The 19,108-nt window shown below is 62.9% G+C and carries 16 protein-coding genes and 1 tRNA gene; 8 read left to right on the forward strand and 9 right to left on the reverse strand.

Annotated features, from left to right (window positions below; genetic code table 11):
* Window positions 1-94: 94 nt before the first annotated feature.
* Together cysE and trmJ are read right to left on the reverse strand one after the other, a co-directional pair.
* Window positions 95-991, reverse strand: coding sequence for a serine O-acetyltransferase (cysE, locus tag OW493_RS13755; RefSeq protein ID WP_077380051.1), 897 nt, complete (start codon window positions 989-991; stop codon window positions 95-97).
* Window positions 992-1,000: 9 nt separating this feature from the next.
* A complete protein-coding gene (gene trmJ, locus OW493_RS13760) occupies window positions 1,001-1,798 on the reverse strand; it encodes a tRNA (cytosine(32)/uridine(32)-2'-O)-methyltransferase TrmJ (protein ID WP_289864463.1) in 798 nt (265 codons plus the stop codon).
* 362 nt (window positions 1,799-2,160) lie between these two features.
* Between trmJ and OW493_RS13765 the strand changes: the two genes are divergently transcribed.
* Window positions 2,161-2,955 (forward strand): inositol monophosphatase family protein, encoded by a 795-nt coding sequence (locus OW493_RS13765; protein WP_289864465.1) that lies wholly within the window; start codon window positions 2,161-2,163, stop codon window positions 2,953-2,955.
* A gap of 122 nt (window positions 2,956-3,077) precedes the next feature.
* Here OW493_RS13765 and secF read toward each other — a convergent pair whose 3' ends face one another.
* The 5 genes from secF to queA all read right to left on the reverse strand — a co-directional run bounded on the left by secF (window position 3,078) and on the right by queA (window position 8,727).
* Window positions 3,078-3,983 (reverse strand): protein translocase subunit SecF, encoded by a 906-nt coding sequence (gene secF, locus OW493_RS13770; protein WP_077380045.1) that lies wholly within the window; start codon window positions 3,981-3,983, stop codon window positions 3,078-3,080.
* 12 nt (window positions 3,984-3,995) lie between these two features.
* Window positions 3,996-5,846, reverse strand: a complete 1,851-nt coding sequence (secD, locus tag OW493_RS13775; protein ID WP_077380043.1) for a protein translocase subunit SecD — start codon at window positions 5,844-5,846, stop codon at window positions 3,996-3,998.
* Window positions 5,847-5,919: 73 nt separating this feature from the next.
* Window positions 5,920-6,255: a preprotein translocase subunit YajC gene (gene yajC / locus OW493_RS13780; protein ID WP_077380041.1), complete on the reverse strand. Its 336-nt coding sequence runs from the start codon at window positions 6,253-6,255 to the stop codon at window positions 5,920-5,922.
* Window positions 6,256-6,386: 131 nt separating this feature from the next.
* Window positions 6,387-7,523 (reverse strand): tRNA guanosine(34) transglycosylase Tgt, encoded by a 1,137-nt coding sequence (tgt, locus tag OW493_RS13785; protein WP_289864468.1) that lies wholly within the window; start codon window positions 7,521-7,523, stop codon window positions 6,387-6,389.
* A gap of 112 nt (window positions 7,524-7,635) precedes the next feature.
* Window positions 7,636-8,727 carry a tRNA preQ1(34) S-adenosylmethionine ribosyltransferase-isomerase QueA gene (queA, locus tag OW493_RS13790; protein WP_077380204.1) on the reverse strand — a complete coding sequence of 364 codons (1,092 nt, stop codon included), beginning with the start codon at window positions 8,725-8,727 and terminating at the stop codon, window positions 7,636-7,638.
* A gap of 330 nt (window positions 8,728-9,057) precedes the next feature.
* On the opposite strand from queA, the gene OW493_RS13795 reads away from it, so the two are divergent.
* A tRNA-Leu gene (locus tag OW493_RS13795) sits at window positions 9,058-9,143 on the forward strand.
* Between the two features lie 1,172 nt (window positions 9,144-10,315).
* Window positions 10,316-10,927, forward strand: coding sequence for a LysE family transporter (locus tag OW493_RS13800; protein ID WP_084209598.1), 612 nt, complete (start codon window positions 10,316-10,318; stop codon window positions 10,925-10,927).
* A gap of 124 nt (window positions 10,928-11,051) precedes the next feature.
* Here OW493_RS13800 and OW493_RS13805 read toward each other — a convergent pair whose 3' ends face one another.
* Window positions 11,052-11,576, reverse strand: coding sequence for a copper chaperone PCu(A)C (locus OW493_RS13805; protein WP_289864471.1), 525 nt, complete (start codon window positions 11,574-11,576; stop codon window positions 11,052-11,054).
* Between the two features lie 22 nt (window positions 11,577-11,598).
* The gene (locus OW493_RS13810; protein WP_289864474.1) at window positions 11,599-13,293 is read right to left on the reverse strand and encodes an acyl-CoA dehydrogenase family protein; all 1,695 of its coding nucleotides are present in this window, start codon (window positions 13,291-13,293) and stop codon (window positions 11,599-11,601) included.
* 153 nt (window positions 13,294-13,446) lie between these two features.
* Here OW493_RS13810 and OW493_RS13815 point away from each other — a divergent pair, with 153 nt between their 5' ends.
* From OW493_RS13815 to OW493_RS13835, 5 genes are all read left to right on the forward strand, one after another.
* The gene (locus OW493_RS13815; RefSeq protein ID WP_254696562.1) at window positions 13,447-13,959 is read left to right on the forward strand and encodes an NUDIX domain-containing protein; all 513 of its coding nucleotides are present in this window, start codon (window positions 13,447-13,449) and stop codon (window positions 13,957-13,959) included.
* Between the two features lie 100 nt (window positions 13,960-14,059).
* Complete coding sequence (locus OW493_RS13820) at window positions 14,060-14,989, forward strand: MoxR family ATPase (protein WP_077380031.1); 930 nt, start codon at window positions 14,060-14,062, stop codon at window positions 14,987-14,989.
* Window positions 14,986-15,984: a DUF58 domain-containing protein gene (locus OW493_RS13825; protein WP_077380029.1), complete on the forward strand. Its 999-nt coding sequence runs from the start codon at window positions 14,986-14,988 to the stop codon at window positions 15,982-15,984. The genes OW493_RS13820 and OW493_RS13825 overlap by 4 nt, the downstream gene beginning before the upstream one ends.
* A complete protein-coding gene (locus tag OW493_RS13830) occupies window positions 15,981-18,059 on the forward strand; it encodes a DUF3488 and transglutaminase-like domain-containing protein (protein WP_289864479.1) in 2,079 nt (692 codons plus the stop codon). The genes OW493_RS13825 and OW493_RS13830 overlap by 4 nt, the downstream gene beginning before the upstream one ends.
* 217 nt (window positions 18,060-18,276) lie before the next feature.
* A partial coding sequence (locus OW493_RS13835; RefSeq protein WP_289864482.1) for a retention module-containing protein occupies window positions 18,277-19,108 on the forward strand: 832 nt, incomplete at its 3' end.

Genomic DNA, 19,108 nt, shown 5'->3' on the forward strand with positions numbered 1-19,108 from the left:
CAGTGTCGGCGCCGTCTGCAGGCAGACGGCGCATCAGACTGTCCATTATGGTGAGACGCGGCGAGGGGGTCAATCCCGACTGATTTGGTCAACTTTATCCGTGCTGGCGCTCGGACTCGCCATGACCGGAGGCGCTGGGTGTGGCGTCGGCTTCGCGGGTGACCGGCCGGGCCTGCGGACGCTTGTCCGCGGGCTCACCACCACAGGGGCCCAACTCATCGATCAGCTGCGCGAAATCGGCATCATCCAGCTCGGGAAGGTGGCCGGCGCGATAGCTGGCATCCAGCTTGCGCAGCGTGCCGCACATCTGTTCGATCCGCTTGTCCACCGCATGCATGTGATCGAGCATCGCGTGCATGGAGCGCGCGACCGGGTCGGGCATGTCCTGGCCCATGCCGTAGGCATCGAAGCCGAACTTCTCCTTCATGGCTTCGCGGCTTTCCGGATCGACGGGCGGCTCCTCCGCCACGTCCGGTTCGGCGCGCTTGACGATCTTGCCGGGAATCCCGACCACGGTGGCACCGGCCGGGACTTCGCGTGTGACCACGGCGTTGGAGCCGACCTTGGCCCCGGCGCCGACCGTGAACGGGCCGAGAATCTTGGCGCCGGCCCCGACGATGACGCCATCGCCGAGGGTCGGGTGACGCTTGCCGGCATTCCAGGTGGTGCCGCCGAGGGTGACGCCGTGATAGAGCGTCACGTCATCACCGATCAGCGCCGTCTCGCCGATCACGACGCCCATGCCGTGGTCGATGAAGAAGCGGCGTCCGATGGTGGCACCGGGATGGATCTCGATGCCCGTCAGCCAGCGCATCAGGGTCGAACCGGTGCGCGCCAGCCACTTGGCGTTGTGACGCCACAACCAATGATTGATGCGATGCGCCAGCAGGGCGTGCAGACCCGGATAGTTGGTCAGGACTTCAAAGAAATTGCGTGCCGCCGGGTCGCGAGCAAAGACGCTGTTGATGTCTTCACGCAGTCGAGTGAACATGGCGTGTCCTCAAAGAGTGCGGTTTGCCGCGACGGTCTGTGCCAGGCGGACCTGCTTGTCGACTGACGAGAGAATCCCGCGCAGGATGTTGATTTCCATGCTGTCGGGGCGGGCGCGCAGGTACAGTCTGCGCAGGCGTGCCATCAGCTGGCGCGGTTGTTCCGGGTCCAGGAAATCGATGCTGATCAGCGTCTTTTCCAGATGCTCGAACAGGCGCTCGAGGTCTGCGTGGCTGGCCAACGGACTGTCCCAGTCGATGCCGAATGGCTGGTCATCCTCGGCCCGCGGGGTCTCGCCGGCGGCTTCCTGATCAGCCAGCCATGCCTGGCGGCACTCGTAGGCCAGCACCTGCACGGCCGCGGCCAGATTCAGCGAGCTGAAGTCCGGATTGGTCGGGATGTGGACGTGACGATGGCAGCGTTGCAGCTCTTCATTGGAGAGCCCGGAATCCTCGCGCCCGAACACGATGGCCACGCGGGCCTCCGGCAGGCGGGTCTCATCGGCCAGGGTGGCGCCGAAGGCGCGCGGCGTGATCATCGGCCATGGCAGATTGCGGGAGCGTGCGCTGCACCCGACCACTAGACTGCAGTCCGCCACGGCCTCTTCCAGCGTCTCATGCACGTGGGCATTGGCGACCAGAGTATCGGCACCGGAGGCGCGTGAGGCGGACTCCTGACATTGCACCTGACAGCGCGGCGCGACCAGAGCGAGGTCGGCCAGGCCCATGTTGAGCATGGCGCGGGCTGCACCACCGATGTTGCCGGGATGGCTGGTACCGATCAGGACAATGCGCAGACGTTCAAGCATGAGGACTTCCAGGATAGCGATTGAAGGGCGGGGCAATCGACGCGGCCCGGGCACCGGGCAGGGCGGGATGTGCGTCAGGACCCGATATCCTAGCATGAAGCCGGCGCGGGGAGCAGTCAGGCGCTGACCGATCAGGCCGGCTCTCTTCGCCGAAGGTCGGGGATGGCGATGGCAGCCGGGCGTCGCATCTGCTAGACTTCGCCGTCCTGTTGTAGCGTATTCGCTCTCCTGCATTGCCGACCCCCGTGTCCGGCAGGTGTCATGAGCGTGGCCGTTGCACCCGCTGGCAGATTTCCGGGCCAGCCGCCTTACTGCGTTACACACCGTTCTTTAACAGCTTCCGACTCGTCAAGGCCTTGATCATGCATCCGATGGTCCAATTTGCGCTGCGTGCTGCACGCGGCGCCGCAGAGCAGTTCGTCCGTGTTCGTGAACGTATCGAAGTCGCGCGCAACGACAACGATCTCGATACCTTCATCGCTGACACCGCACGCCGCGCCGAAGCGCACATCGTGCGTCAGCTGGAACGCGGCTATCCGCAGCACGGCCTCTCCGGCCGTTACACCGACCATCGTGATGGCGAAGGCCAGGGCGCTGACTACCACTGGCGCATCGAGCCGGTGCACGGGTATTCCAACCTCGCATCCGCCTCTTCCGGCTTCGCGCTGTCCGTGGTCTGCCTGTTCAAGGGGCGTGCCGAGCACGCCGTGGTCATCGCGCCGTTCACCGACGAAGAGTACATCGTCAGCCGTGGTCGTGGCGCCCAGCATTCCGGTCACCGTATCCGCGTGACCAATGCCACCTCCATCGAAGGTGCGCGTCTGGCGATGGGTCTGCCGGAAAGCTGGCAGCGTCCGCGTCACCTGGCCACCTACCTGTCCATCGTCCAGCAGGTCGGCCCGCAGCTCGATACCCTGCGTGCCAATGGCTGTGCACTGCTGGATGTGCTCGAACTGGCCGCCGGCCGCGTCGATGCCGTCTATGTGCTGGGTCTGGATGCCGGTGACAGCGAGATCGTCAGCCTGTTCCTGAAGGAATGTGGCGCTCTGGCCGGCAGTGCCGACGGCACGCCGGTCGTGGTTGCCGAAGGCACCCTGATGGCCGCGGGTGCCCGCCTGTACAAGGCGCTGGCGCAGACCATGCAGCCGCACCTGTAAGATGCCGTGATTCGCAGTCCTGCCAGCCGCAGGGCGACGCGGAGAACGAAAAAAACCCCACCTCATGCGAGGTGGGGTTTTTTTGTGCCTGGCGATCCGTGCCGGGCGGTCGAGCGAGGCGCTTACGGCGCGCCGTCCTCGAACTGCTCCTTGGGCGGGGGAATCAGATCCACGCGCTTCAGGCCGACCACCAGCAACAGCGCCGCTGCCACGTAGATGGACGAGAAGGTCCCCGCGACCACGCCGATGATCAGCGCGATGGCGAAGTTGTGGATCATGTCGCCGCCCAGGAAGAACAGCGCCAGCAGCACCAGCAAGGTGGTGCCGGAGGTGGACAGCGTGCGTGACAGCGTCGCGTTGATCGCGTCATTGAAGATCGACGGCATGTCATCGGTACGTGATTTGCGAATGTTTTCGCGAATGCGGTCGTAGACGATGATGGTGTCGTTCAATGAGTAGCCGATCACGGCCAGCACCGCGGCCAGTACCGTCAGGTCGAAGTCGAGTCCGAACAGGGCGAAGATGCCCAGCAGGATGATGACGTCGTGACCCAGCGAGATGAGAGCGCCGAGGGCGAACTTGTACTGGAAGCGGAAGGCCACGTAGACCATCACCACGGCCAGGGCGAGCAGCATGCCGAGACCAGACTGGTCACGCAGCTGATCACCGACCTGAGCACCGACGAACTCGGCACGGATCAGGTTGACGCTATCGCCGGTGGCCTGCAGGTGCGCCACGATGTCATTGCCGATGCCGGCCTCGAAGCTCTGCTGCAGACGCACCAGAATCTCGTTGCTGGCACCGAAGGTCTGGACCGAGACGTCCTTGTAGCCGGCGGCTTCCAGTGTCTGGCGTACGCTGTCCAGCGCCGGCGCCGCCTGGTATTGCACTTCCACCAAGGTGCCGCCGGTAAAGTCGAGGCCCAGGTTCAGGCCGTGAATCACAAGGGCGCCAATGGCCACGATCGTCAGCACGATGGAGACGATGAAGGCCGCGCGCCGCTTGCTCATGAAGTCAAACTGTCGCATCACGATGGCCCCTCAGATCCAGAGTTTCTTGAGTGTCTTGCCGCCAATGGCAAGATTGATGATGCCGCGCGAGACCATGATCGCCGTGAACATTGACGTCAGGATGCCGATGGACAGCGTGACCGCGAAGCCCTTGACCGGGCCACTGCCGATGGAGAACAGGATCACCGCGACCAGCAGGGTGGTGATGTTCGCATCGACGATGGAGGTGAAGGCGCGTTCGAAGCCGGTATGCACGGCCTGGTGCAGCGGCATCTTGGAGCGCATTTCCTCGCGGATACGCTCGAAGATCAGCACGTTGGCGTCCACCGCCATGCCCAGCGTCAGCACGATACCGGCAATGCCCGGCAGGGTCAGGGTAGCGCCCAGCATCGACATCGCGGCGATCAGGATCGCCAGGTTGGCGGTCAGGGCCACGTTGGCGACGACACCGAAGGCCTTGTAGCGGGCCAGCATGAACAGCACGACCAGCAGCAGGCCCAGCTCGACGGACAGGATGCCGCGCGAGATGTTCTCGGCACCCAGGCTCGGGCCGATGGTGCGTTCCTGCACGAAGTAGATCGGCGCGGCCAGCGAGCCGGAACGCAGCAGCAGCGACAGCTCCTTCGCCTCGGTCGGGGAATCCAGACCGGTGATGCGGAAGCTGTTGCCCAGCGCGCTCTGGATGGTCGCCAGACTGATCAGGCCCTTCTCGGTGTAGGGGATGCGCTTCTCGACTTCCTCGCCATCCTCCATCACGGTGCGCGTGCGGGTCTTGTGCTCGATGAACAGCACCGCCATGTTGCGGCCGATGGCAGCACGCGTGACGCGGTTCATGATCGAGCCACCGGTGCCATCCAGGTTGATGTTGACCTGCGGACGGCCACTTTCATCGAAGCTGGTGCTGGCGCTGGAGACACTGTCACCGCTGATGATCACGTCCTTCATGATGTTGGCGGTGCGTCCCGGCTGGTTGCGGAAGGCGAAGGTTTCCATCTCGCTGGAGGGCGTGTCGCTGGCCGCTTCGAGACGGAACTCGAGGTTGGCGGTGGCACCCAGTACGCGCTTGGCAGCGGCCGTGTCCTGCACGCCCGGCAGCTCGACCACGATGCGGTTCGGGCCCTGACGCTGCACCAGCGGCTCGGAGACGCCCAGCTCGTTGACGCGATTGCGGATCGTGGTCAGGTTCTGATTGACCGCGTAATCCTGAATCTCCTTGATGGCGGCGGTCGTCAGAGTGAGATCCAGTACGGCCCCACGATCGACATCGCGCTCATCGTATTCGAAGTTCTGGAAGTCGCGCGAGACCAGTGAACGTGCCTTCGAGCGGTCTTCGTCGTCGGAGAAGGTCAGGCTCAGCGTGCCATCGTTGACCTCACTGCCGCGGTAGCGGATACGCTCCTCGCGTAGGGTTTCCTTGATGGCGCTGGCGTTGACTTCCAGGCGTTGCTTGACCGCGGCGTCCATGTCGACTTCCAGCTGGAAGTGGACCCCGCCGCGCAGATCAAGCCCCAGCTTCATCGGCGAGGCGCCGAGACTGGAAAGCCAGGACGGCGTGGCATCAGCCAGATTCAGCGCGACGATGGCGTCATCGCCAAGGGTGTCGCTGATCAGTTCCTTGGCACGCAGCTGCTGGTCGTTGCTGGTGAGGCGAATCAGGCCGGTGGAACCATTGAGTTCCTCGGATTTGGGCGTGATGCCGGCGTTTTCGAGGGCGCTGGTGGCGCGATCGAGATCTTGCTGGTCGATGGCATCGGCGCCGCTGGCGGCACTGATCTGCACGGCCGGGTCTTCGGGGTAGAGATTCGGCAATGCGTAGATCACGCCGACGGCAAGTACCAGGCAGATCACCAGGTACTTCCAAAGCGGATAGCGGTTGAGCATGGCAGCCCTGTCCTTGGTGGAGCGGGAGAGAAATAGCATGCTGCCGGCACAGGGGCCGGCAGCAGGAGGGAGATCAGATGGACTTGATGGTGCCCTTCGGCAGGACCGCAGCCACGGCGGACTTCTGCACGTTGACTTCGTTGCCTTCGTTCAGCTCCATGGTGATGAACTGCTCGCTGACCTTGGTGATGCGGCCGACCAGGCCACCACCGATGACGATCTCGTCACCCTTGGCCAGGTTGCTGATCAGGTTCTTGTGTTCCTTGGCGCGCTTGGACTGCGGACGCCAGAGCAGGAAATAGAAAATGACCACGAAGCCGACCAGCATGACGATCTGGCCGATGGCGCCGCCGCCGGCGACAGCCGCTTCGGCTTCCGCGTGTGCGGCAGGAATCAGGAATTCCAGCATGTGTATCTCCAGAGGTTACGAGTGAACTGTTGTTATGCAATGAGCGTGATTCGAGCGCTGCTTCACGCCTGTCTCGAGTCAGATACCAAGGCGACCGGAGCGGGTTGCTCTCCGGTCGCGCTTCGATTCGATCAGTCGGCCAGCGGCGGCACCGGCAGGCCGCGCGCGGCATAGAACTGTTCCACGAAGTCCTGCAATGTACCCGCTTCAATTGCACCGCGCAAACCAGCCATCACGGTCTGGTAGTAGCGCAGATTGTGGATGGTGTTGAGCATGGAACCGAGCATTTCTCCACAGCGATCAAGGTGATGCAGGTAGCCGCGTGAGAAGTTGGTGCAGGTGTAGCAATCGCATTCCGGGTCCAGCGGTGACGTATCGTGCTTGTGGACGGCATTGCGGATCTTGACCGTACCGGTCGGCGTGAACAGGTGGCCGTTGCGCGCGTTGCGGGTCGGCATCACGCAATCGAACATGTCGACACCACGGCGCACGCCTTCCACGAGATCCTCCGGCTTGCCGACACCCATCAGGTAGCGCGGCTTGTCCTCCGGCATCCACTCGGGAAGGTAGTCGAGCACCTTGATCATCTCGTCCTTGGGTTCGCCCACGGACAGGCCACCGATGGCGTAGCCATCGAAGTCGATCTTCTTCAGGCCCTCGAGGGATTTCTCGCGCAGGTCCGGATACATGCCGCCCTGGATGATGCCGAACAATGCCGAGGGGGAATCGCCATGGGCATCGCGGGAGCGCTGGGCCCAGCGCAGTGACATCTCCATCGACTTGCGGGCTTCGTCATGCGTGGCCGGATACGGCGTGCACTCATCGAAGATCATCACGATGTCGGACCCCAGCGAGCGCTGGACGGCCATCGACTCTTCCGGGCCCATGAAGACCTTGGAGCCATCCACCGGTGAGCGGAAGTGAACGCCCTGTTCGGTAATCTTGCGCGTCTTGCCTAGCGAGAAGACCTGGAAGCCGCCGGAATCGGTCAGGATCGGCTTGTCCCATTGCGCGAAATCATGCAGGTCACCATGCGCTTCGATGACTTCCGTGCCCGGGCGCAGCCACAGGTGGAAGGTGTTGCCGAGGATGATCTCGGCGCCGATCTCCTTGATGGATTCCGGTGTCATGCCCTTCACGGTGCCGTAGGTGCCGACCGGCATGAAGGCCGGGGTTTCCACCGTGCCGCGCGGGAAGGTCATGCGGCCGCGTCGCGCGCGACCATCGGTGGCGAGCTTCTCAAAGCTCATGAAGCATTCTTTGCGCATGGTTCTCTCTAAGGCTTGGCGGCGAAACAGGCCGCAGCGGGTGTGGGGCTAGCGTAAGCCACGTCGTGTTAACTGCGCATGACGTGGCTCATGTGATGAGGTATCGCTCGGGTCAGGCGCGTTCCAGCAGCATGGCATCGCCATAGCTGAAGAACTGGTAGCGCTCCTGCACGGCAGCCTGGTAGGCGGCCATGGTGTGCTCGTAGCCGGCGAAGGCCGAGACCAGCATCAGCAGGGTCGATTCCGGCAGATGGAAGTTGGTGATCAGCAGATCCACCACCTGCCATTCATAACCGGGGTAGATGAAGATGTCGGTGTCACCGGAGTAAGGTGCCAGCTCGCCACCGTGGGCCTTGGCAGCACTTTCAAGGCAGCGCACGCTGGTGGTACCGACAGCGACGACGCGACGGCCGGCCGCACGAGCACGCGCAATCGTGTCACAGGCTTCCTGACCGACCTCGATCCACTCGCTGTGCATGTGGTGCTCGAGAATGCTGTCGACACGCACCGGCTGGAAGGTGCCGGCACCGACGTGCAGGGTGACGAAGGCGGTCTCGATGCCTTTCTCGGCCATGGCGGCCATGATCGGCTCATCGAAGTGCAGGCCAGCCGTCGGTGCGGCCACGGCGCCATCGCGCCTGGCATAGACCGTCTGGTAGCGCTCGCGGTCCGACAGCTCGTCATCGCGGGTGATATAGGGCGGCAACGGCATGTGGCCATGCTGGTTGAGCAGCTCGATCATCGGCGTCTCGCCGTGGAAGCGCAGCTCGAACAGCGCGTCCTGCCGACCTTCGACCACGGCGGTGATGCCGCCTTCGAAGATCAGCTCGGTGCCCGGCTTCGGCGACTTGCTGGAGCGAATGTGCGCCAGACCACGGTGTGCATCCAGCGGACGCTCCAGCAGCATCTCGATCTTGCCGCCGGAGGCCTTCTGGCCGTGCAGGCGCGCGGGGATCACGCGGGTGTCATTGAAGACCACGACATCGCCGGGTTCCAGCTGCTCGAGCAGGTCAGGAAAGTGGCGATGCACGATCTCGCCGCTCTTGCCGTCCAGGTGCAGCAGACGGCAATCACTGCGCTGCTCGGAAGGGTAGCGGGCAATCAGCTCATCCGGCAGACTGAAATCATAATCACTGCGCTGGAGCGGGCGCTCGGAAGCGGAGGGGGCAACGCCAGAGGCATCGCCGGAATCGATTCGTGACATGGCCAACGGAAACTCTGGTGGCACGGCGCGCAGAAGGCGCTCCGCTGCAATGGAGATACCCTGCTCGCAGGCGTTCATGCCGTTAGCGCGTCTGTCTGCCCGCTCTCGAGAGGCAGTGGTCAGGGGCGATACGCAGGATGGACTGGCGAGCCTGGGCAGGCGAAAAAGGTGGCTCATGATACCGAATGGCATGGCTCGCGCGAAGTCCCGTTTTCGAACGACCTGTCCCGCTCAGTGCGTGAATCCGTCGCTGGGATGCGTTGCATGTGTCTGATCTGGCGTGAAAACTCGTTGACCTCGGCGTAGGCTTCCGTATAATTTCGCTCCATTGCCGGTGTGGCGGAATTGGTAGACGCAGCGGATTCAAAATCCGCCGCTTAATAGGCGTGTCGGTTCGAGTCCGACCACCGGCACCATCTTGAAAACAGTCGCTCACGAGCGGCTGTTTACGTTTCTGGCCTTCGCCTCAGATTCATTGCTCTCAACTTCATTGCCTTGTGATCCCAGAGCACTCTTCTTTCTATTTCCTCTGTCCTTTCTTCGCGCTCTTGCCAGATGATGTTCAGGGTGTCTGAGGCATAAAAAAGCCCCGACCGGATGTCGGGGCTTTCTTGTCTCTGGCGCATCTGCCGGCGATTCACACCTGATGTGGAACGCTCTTGACGCGTCGGTAGATGCTGTTGCTTGCGAGGGAAGGGTCAAGGAGTGCAATGCGCGTGCTCTGTATCGCGAGTTCCTGGCGCAGGGTAGACCACATGCCGATGAACTCGCGGCAATCCTGGCAGTTCACGAGATGGTCGGCGGATGGTGCATGGTATTGATAGTCCATCTTGAGGCCGGAACATACCGGACAACACAGAGCCGCTCGAGCTTTCCCTTTCATTTCTCCTCTCCCTCTCAGCATTCGACTGAATTCGGTGAGGTTCAGCGTAGTGGTCTCATTTCCTTGAGTTCGCGAGCTTGCCAGTCATCAAGATTCGTAAGCCCACCAGCTCAGGCTTACGGATCTTTCTGGCCGCGTGGCATAGCCCCCACACTCGCGAGTCATCCTCTGACAGGGCCTTTCCCTGGCTGCACTTGCCTGTGCACTTAGCCCATCACTACGCTGAACTCGCCGCTCTCCCTGAGCAGCGATTAAGAAATTACTGATTATTGAAAACTTGTACAAGAGTTAATTTGTTGCACAAGTTTTCAGGTATGTAAGATCGTGTACTTCAAGATAGTCTCATATCAAGATGTTCTCATGTAATGTGGCGTTCGATCGTTCTGATTCGCTGGCGACGCTGTCCGGCGCGCTTGATAGTTCACGTCATGTGCAAGACCAATGTCGCCTACATGACATGGTGATGTCGCTGCCGGGCCAGTCTGACGCTTGGTACAATCGGGCGTATCCGCTGGAGCTGCAGAGGGGAAGGCTGAACACGGAAAGCGCTCTCATCCCGTCAGCCGTCGCGGGCAGGGGATTCAGAACCTGTACTGAACTTGAATGGAACTCGCGTGATGCTCGAGGGGCGCCTGGCGGCGAACCGCTGTTCAAGCATCGCTTTCACGAACTGCCATGGAACATGGAAAGACTGTCATGCATTGGATGCCACTGAATCTGTGGTTGTCACTGGTTGCGCTGTGTGCCATGGGAGCGATGTCGCCCGGGCCGAGTCTGGCGATGGTGCTTCGCCACACGCTGGGAGGTGGCAGAAGTGCGGGAGTCGCCGCCGGTATCAGCCATGCATTGGGGGTCGGGTTGTATGCCGCGCTCACCGCCTGGGGACTTGGTGCCTTGATCGTTCATTATCCGGGCATGTTCCAGGCGATCATGATTCTGGGGGCGGCCTACCTGGCCTGGTTGGGCGTCAAGGCATTGCGGGCGGGCCGTGGCGGGGCGCTGGAGGCGCAGGCCGTCACCACATCCCGTTCCATGGCGATTCGCGATGGCTTCATGGTGGCGCTGGCCAATCCCAAGCTGATCCTGTTCTTCGTGGCGCTGCTCAGTCAGCTGATCACGCCGGAGATGAGCGAGATGGGCAAGTGGCTGGTGGTCGTGACGGCGATGGGCATCGACGGTGCCTGGTATGTGCTGGTGGCGATGGCACTGTCGCACTCGCGGGTGCTGCCTTGGCTTCAGGCGCGGGCGGTATGGATCAATCGCCTGACCGGTATCGTGTTGCTGGCGTTGGCGCTGCGGGTCGTATGGGGTGTCTGACCGGCGCATGTCGGGAGTGACATGCACCGTTGAGGAATGAGATTGCCTGGTAGAAGACGGCCGCCCTGACAGGTGATGTCAGGGCTGCGTTGCGTTGCAGGGGGTGGCTGGTGGAGCCGGAAGATCACGGAGTGAAGATGTCGGAGTAATCCTTCACGGGAACCCTGATCTGCTGGTCTGGACGTGCCTGAAAGTGCAGGGTCACGGGGATTTCATCGCCTGACGAGATGGGCTGAGTCAGCCCTGTCAGCATCAGATGGGGCCCACCTCCCGGCCGCATCTTCAGTGGGGACTTGGGGGAGAGGGGCAGGTGCCCCAGCTGGCGCATGTGCATCCGGCCTTCGTGCATCTGCATCTCGTGCAGCTCGATGCTCTGCGCCACGGGAGAGCTGGCGCCTGTCAGCGTGACCTTGCCTCGGGGGAGCGAGAGCGTGATATAGAGTGCAGCGGTCGTCGCGCCCGGAGGCGTCGGTAGTGCGAAGGCATCTTCCAGCACGGGATTTTCCAGCACGGGATTTTCCAGCACGGGATTTTCCAGCATGGGGTCTGTCGCCACGGGGGGCGTCGCCGCGCTTGCGTCGGTGCGCATCCACAGGATGCCGCTCATGGCGATTGCCAGCATCAGGTTCGCGCGTGAGAGTCGTGTCACGTGGTGTCGTCTCCTTGGCCTCTCATGGCAGTACCCGTGCCAACAGATGGCGGGGTGACATGCCCGGCGGCAGCCCATGTACGCCAGTGGCGCCGGGCATGTCGGTGCCTGCCAGTCGTGTGGCGCAGAAGGCCTCGGCCACGTCGGCAGGGGCATGGTGAATCAGCAGGGCAGCCTGCCATAGCACGGCCAGTGACTGGACCAGTTGCCGGGCTCGGGCTTCCTCGGCGTGATGAAGGAGGTTGCCGCGTTCGAAGATGGCCAGTGCGGCGTCATAGCGAGGACTCTGCCCCCGGGCGTCCCTGAGCTCGCTGAGCAGCGCCTCGCCTGCGTCGGGGTGACGGGCCAGAGTGCGCAGGACATCCAGACACAGCACGTTTCCAGAACCTTCCCAGATGGCGTTGACAGGGGCTTCGCGATACAGGCGCGCTGTCAGGTGTTCCTCTATGTAGCCATTGCCGCCCAGGCATTCCATGGCCTCTGCCAGCAGTGCCGGTGCACGACGATTGTGCCAGTACTTGGCGATCGCCGGCGCAAGGCGGGCCAGGGGGCGCGTATCCGGTTCCCGAGTGGCGTCATCGAACTGTCGCGCAATGCGCAGACACAGTGCGATGCCGGCTTCGACTTCCAGTGCGATGTCTGCCAGCACCTGCTGCATCAAAGGTTGGCTGGCCAGCGGCTTGCCGAAGGCATGACGTTGCTGGCAGTGGTGCAGTGCCTCGACCAGTGCCTGGCGCATCAGTGCCACCGGCGCGGTGGCAGCATCCAGTCGGGTCTGGTGGACCATCTCGAGAATGGTGGTGATGCCACGTCCCGGCTCACCAAGGCGCTGCCCTCGCGCATCGACCAGCCGGACTTCGCTTGAGGCGTTGGCGCGATTGCCGCACTTGTCCTTGAGGCGTTGCAGTTGCAGGCCATTGTGGCTGCCATCCTCCCGTCGCCTCGGTACCACGAAGCAGGTCAGCCCTTCCTCGAGCTGTGCCAGAGTCAGAAAGGCATCTGACATCGGGGCGCTCATGAACCACTTGTGACCGTTGAGGCGATAGCCTTCACCCTCAGCGTGTGCCTGTGTCAGGTTGCTACGGACGTCGCTGCCGCCCTGACGTTCCGTCATGGCCATGCCGAAGGTCGCGCAGTGCTTGTCGCGAGGGGCACAGGTTCTCGGGTCGTGGCTGCGGGCCCGCAGGCGAGGGCCCCAGAAGGCGGCCAGAGATTCATCCTGACGCAGCGCGGGCCAGGCGGCATGGGTCATGGTGATCGGACAGCAGAAACCGGGTTCGGCCTGGGTGAGCAGGTAAAGGGCGGCGACATGGGCCTGATGTCCTCCGCAGCCTTCCGCCTCCCAGGCGACACTGTGCCAGCCACCTTCCAGGGCGATGCGCATCAGCCGGTGATAGTCGGGGTGATACTCGACGTCATCCCGCCGCCGCCCTTGTGGGTCATGGGTGTGGAGGACCGGCGGATGCGCATTGACGGCAAACCCCATCGCGCGGGTCTCGAGCGTTCCCACCTGCGCCCCGAGGTCGGCCAGGCGAGTGAGCAGGTCCGCCGAGAGCCCAGACGCGTGGCAGCGCAGCGCCTCACGCAAGGGGAGGTCATCGACGAAGGCATGGCGCAGCGGTGGTGCCGATTGATTGAGCACCTCATCGCGCCATGGAGCAGGCCGCTCCTCTTCACGAGAGTGCTCAGTCGAGGACGCAGGCAGCGAGTCGGGCATCGTGGGGTCCTGTCATGAGAGGTATGCCTTGAGCGTAGAACACCTGCGGCCTGCTGGCGGAGTGGAAGGCAGCTGCGTCGCATTCTGCTACCGTGGGGGCATCAGTCGGTGCGTGGCATCGCGACGATCAGCACAGGGAAAGGACAGGGTACGGTGATCCAGGACGAAATCATTCAATTGGTTGATGCACGCAATCGCCCATGCGGTACGGCTCCTCGTCGCCAGATGCGACGTTATCGCTACTGGCATCGAGCGACCTATGCCTTCGTGCTCAATGCCAGTGGAGAGCTGTGCATTCAGAAACGCACCATGAGCAAGGAAGTCTTTCCGGGGTATTTCGACCTCGCCAGCGGAGGTGTGGTCGGCGCGGGCGAAGCGGTCCACGTGGCCGCACGACGCGAGCTGGAGGAGGAGATCGGTGCCCGGGGCGTCGCGCTCAGACATTGCTTCGATTTCTGCTATCGCGATGCCACCAATCATGTCTATGGCAGCGCCTACCTCGCACGTTATGACGGTCCCTTGACGCTTCAGGCCGAGGAGGTGGCTGACGCCTTCTGGGTGACACCGCAACAGGCGCTGGAATTGCATCCTTCAACGCCGGACAGCCGTATGGCGCTTGAACGCCTCATTCGTGAGGGCTTTCTCGTCTCTGCCATGGAAGAGTAGGCAATGATGGCCTGTCGGCGGCGCGCCATGTCCCTGCGCGCGCCTGCATGTGCTTTCTCTGTCCCACTCTCCCTACCACTCTCTGTGCTGGAGTCTGCGCATGAATGCCAAGGTATCGCCCCAACAGCTGGAAGAGGTGGAGGTTGCACTGTCGAGCGTGCTGGCGGGCAAGCCGCATCAGATCCGGCTCGCTCTGTGCTGCCTGCTGTGTCAGGGCCACGTGCTGATCGAGGATCTGCCCGGGCTTGGCAAGACGACGCTAGCCCAGGGGCTGGCGCGTCTGATCGGCACCGACATGCAGCGCGTCCAGTTCACCAGTGATCTGCTGCCCGCCGACATTCTCGGCGTGTCGGTCTTCGACCCTCGTGAGAGCGCCTTCCATTTCCATCCGGGCCCCGTCTTCCACTCGCTGGTGCTGGCGGATGAGATCAATCGTGCCACGCCCAAGACCCAGAGTGCGCTGCTGGAGGCCATGGAAGAGCGACAGGTGACCGTGGAGGGCGAGACGCGTCGTCTGCCGGAGCCTTTCTTCGTCATCGCCACTCAGAACCCGCTTCAGCAATCCGGTACCTTCCCGTTGCCTGAGTCCCAGCTGGATCGCTTTCTGATGCGTCTTTCGTTGGGATATCCAGAGCCTGCGGCTGAGCGAGAGATACTGAGAGGCAATGCCGGTCGCCAGCACATCGAGGCGCTGCGTCCCCTGTTGCCGCTCGAGGTACTGCGTGAGTGGCAGGCATCCGTGACGCGCGTGCGTCTCTCTGAACCGCTGCTGGATTACCTGCAGGCACTGGTCGCTGCCACACGGTCGTCGCCGGAAGTGCCTTACGGCCTGTCGACGCGAGGCGTGCTGGCATTGGCCAACGCCTCGCGTGGCTGGGCGTTGCTCGCGGGGCGTGACTACGTGCTGCCAGAGGATGTCCAGGCCGTCTGGGCGCCGGTGGTCGGCCATCGACTGAGCGAGGGCAGTGTCGCGGAGGGAGATGCCGTGGCTCGCCATCTGCTGGGGCAGGTGGCGGTGGTGCCTGCATGACACGAGCGGCCAGTGTCGGACCATGGGGCCGACTCAAGGCGCGCATGTTGCGCAGGATGTCCATCGCCGGCGGTGAGGCGCTCCATCATGCCCGTCTGATGATCCTGCCCACGCCCTTCGGCCTGTTCTGGGCGGTGCTGGTGTGCATGCTGCTGCTGCTGGGGATCAACTACGAGAATTCCCTCGCGCATGCGCTCGCATTCTGGTTGTTCTCGCTGGCGGTGATCAGCATCTTTCGAAGCTGGCGCAATCTTGCCGGTGTGCGCGTCCAGTTGATCGCGGATGGCGAGGCCTACGCAGGCGGTGAGTTGCGCCTGCTGGTCCGGCTTAGCGGGCGGGCGCGGGCGCGCGCCATCGATGTGCGTCTCGGGAATAGTCGTCAGCGTCTCGAGATTCATGCCGGAGAGGGCAGTGCGCCTATGGGGCTGCCGGTCGCTCTTCGTGGGCAGTTCACCTTGCCGCCATTGACGCTGGAGTCTCGCTGGCCGCTGGGGCTGGTGCGTCTGTGGTCCTGGGTCGCGATCGAGATGCCGGTGATGATCCACCCCTGTCCGCAGATGCCGGCCGCACCGCAGGGCAGTCGCAATACGCTGGAACAGGTCGAGCAGGGCGACTTCGCCGGCCTGCGTCGCTATGTGGCCGGTGATCCACCGGCGCATGTGGCCTGGAAGCACTGGGGGCGCAGCGGTGAGCTGGTCACCAAGCGTTTCGAGACGCCGGCACGCCCCTCCTTGTGGCTGGACTACGAGGCGTGCCATGGCGACATGGAACAGCGTCTCGGCGAATTGACGGCACGCGTGCTGGCGGCGGAGAAGTCACAGGCGACCTATGGGCTGCGCCTGCCGGGCCAGACGCTGGCCATCGCCAGTGGTGGGGCGCATCGGCGACGCGTACTGGAAGCGCTGGCCTTGTTTGGAGGAGAGACGGTGCTGCCCTGGGAGGTTCAGCAGCAGGCCGTGGCGTCTCGAGAGCTGGCCGGGAGGGCAAAGACATGACGCGAGCACATGGCAATGTCTCTCGCCGCTGGTGGCAACGCAAACCTCTGACGCCTGATCAGGCGCTTGGCTGGCTTGAACTGCGCCACCTGTTCATTGGCCAGTGTCTCGTGCTGGCGCTGCATCTGTTGTGGATGCCGATCTGGCTTGCACTCCCTGCGCTGCTGGCGGCGCTATGGCGGTTTCAGCAATTGCGCGCCCGCGTACCGCGTGCCGGCATTCTGCTGCGGCTGGCGGCGGTATGCCTGGTGGCAGCAGGGCTGTTTCTGGAATACGGGCAGATGTTGCGCCTGGAGGCGATGATCGGCCTGCTGGTGGGAATCTATCTGCTCAAACTGCTGGAAACTGACAGCCTGCGTGATGGTCGCGTGGTCTGTGGGCTGGGGTTTGTCGTGCTGGCCTCCGCCTTCCTGCATGATCAGGGGCCGGTGATGGCAGCTGCGGCGATTCTGGCCGCTGGCTGGCTGATCGGTGGTCTGGTCCTGATCGCCGGAGCGCGCCGCAGTGGTGAGGCACTGCGTGAGACTTGCTGGTTGATGGGCTTGTCATTGCCGCTGATGCTGGGATTGTTCGTGCTGTTTCCCCGTCTGCCGCCACTCTGGAACGTTCCTCAGCTGGAAGAGGCCACGACCGGTCTGACGGATAGCGTATCGCCCGGTGATATCGCAGCGCTGGGGCGCAGTGACGAGCTGGCTTTCCGAGCCCGTTTCGACGGTGCCTTGCCGGCAGCTTCAGAGCGCTACTGGCGTGTCTATACCTTGAGTCTGTTTGATGGCGTGCGCTGGTCACGTGCCTCCCCTGATAGGCTGCAGAGTGCGTTGGGTGGGTCAGCGTCGCGCTATGCCGTGCGTGGCAGGGGCGTGGATGGCGGGAGCCCCCGGCACCGTTATGAGCTGTTGCTGGAGCCGGACCCGCGCCCTTGGCGGCCAAGCCTCGGCGCTCCGTTGTCGAGTGATCAGGAGGCGCGTTATCTGGTGGACGGCACTCTGGAAGGGATGTCGTCACTCAACACCCGTGCATTGCTGAAATTGAGTTCCTCCGGTCAGCCTCCCTTGACGGCACCACAATGGATGCAGCGTCTGGATCTGCTGTTGCCTGAGGATGGCAACCTCCGTGCTCGCGCATTCGCTCGTGATCTGATGCATCAGGCGGGTGGAGACCCCCAGGGCTTCCTTCGCCTCCTGTTCCAGCATTTCCATCGTCAGCCTTACCACTATACCCTCACGCCCCCGCGTCTTGAGGGCATGAATCGTGTGGACGATTTCCTGTTTGATAGCCTGCAGGGGTATTGCACGCATTACGCATCGACTACCGTCTTTCTGGCGCGGGCAGCAGGAATCCCGGCGCGCATGGTGGCGGGCTATCTCGGTGGAGAGGCGCAGGGTGGCGCCGCGAGCGGTGAGCGTGAGTTGAGCATTCGGCAGTATGACGCCCATGCCTGGGTCGAGGTGTTCCATGGGGGGCGCTGGCACCGGTTCGACCCGACGGCGGCGGTGGCTCCCGAGCGTATTGCCCAGGGGGCGCTCAGTCTGCAAGGTCAGCCGGGTTTCATGGCAGATGCCGGTCTGCGCGCCTTCACGCTGAATAATTCCATGCTTCGTGATCTGAGGCGTCAGTGGGAGCGTTTCGAGTACCGCTGGCAGCGAAGTGTCGTGGGGTTCCGCCTGGAACAGCAGCGTAGTCTGTGGCAGCGGATGTTCGGCGAGTTTCGCTGGGAGTGGCTGGTCTGGGGGGTACTCGGATTGCTGGCCTGTGTGGTACTGGTAGGGGCGGTGCTGGTGCTCTGGTCTGGCCGTGAGGTAACGACACATGCCGGTGTCAGAGCCTACCGTCGTCTGGCGAAGCGTCTGGAGCGCTCCGGGCTTGGCCCTGGCCCGGGTGAGGCGCCCGGCAGTCACCTGCGGCGTGTCGCACGGCTGCAGCCGGATAATGTTAAAGAATTGTTACAGTTGTCGGAAGTCGTTGAACAATGGATTTACAATGATGACGCGCAAGAGGGCGCTTCTCATGCCGGCGGCTCGTCTTCTCGTAGCATGCGTCGCCAGTGGTCAGCGTTATGCCGTAAGTTGTCATAGTTCACGTTTTCCATCGTGGTGGTGTGTGATTCCTTGTTTTCTGGGTATTTTTCGAGATTAGGTATCTCAGTCTCGTTGCGTGGCACCACTACGGAAAATTGCTAGGTTGCGGTAAGTGTTTTTGTGTATCAAAATGTAACCATCTGATTTTGTCGATCATGCCATTGCGCCCTTCGCAGCATGATGCAGCACCTTTCCCCAGCAGGAGTAAGTCCCCATGGTTCAGGTCATTCGCACAGAAGGCACAGTACTTGTTGTTTCCGCCACTAACGAGTCGCAGCGTGTCGTCGATGGAATGACGCTTGAACCTACTGCCACCCTGATCGCGCCGCAGGGAGCGATCATCGTGCTGGAAGACGGTTCTCGGTTGGTGGTGCCGCAAGGGGCCCCGATCGGTATCGAGGTGCTGCTCGCTGAGTCTCGCGATGACGCACCTGTCGACCCGACGGTAGAAGCATTGCGCGAAGCGATTGCCCGAGGCGAAGACCCGACGGCCATCCAGGAGGCACCGGCAGCGGGGGAAAATGCAGGGTCTCCGGGCAGCAGTCGCAGTGGCTTCCTGGATGCCTCTGGCGTCGGTCGGGATGGCCGTGTCGAGCGCACTTCCTACGAATATGAAGGTGGGTTCACCGATCCCACCTATACCGATGAAGACGAAGATGGCCTCGGGTTGGATCCTGAGTCGACGGAAACCGACCTGGCCTTGACCGTCGATGCGCCGGCGCTGACCTCCGACACCACGCCGACCATCGTCGGCACCACCGACGCCGAAGACGGCAGCACCGTCACGCTGCTCATCACCGACAGTGACGGCAACGAGCAGACCGTTACCGCGACCGTCGAGAATGGCACCTACAGCGTCGATGCCGAGACGCCGCTGAGCGAAGGCGAATATAGCGTCGAAGCCACCGTCACCGACCCGGCCGGCAACACCGCGACCAGCAATGACGTGGGCGAGATCGATCTGTCCGCCCCGGCACTGACCGTCGATGCGCCGGCGCTGACCTCCGACACCACGCCGACCATCGTCGGTACCACCGATGCCGAAG

Origin of the sequence: Cobetia sp. 14N.309.X.WAT.E.A4 (genome assembly GCF_030397495.1) — a bacterium.
In the GTDB taxonomy this organism is placed as follows: Bacteria; Pseudomonadota; Gammaproteobacteria; order Pseudomonadales; family Halomonadaceae; genus Cobetia; species Cobetia marina.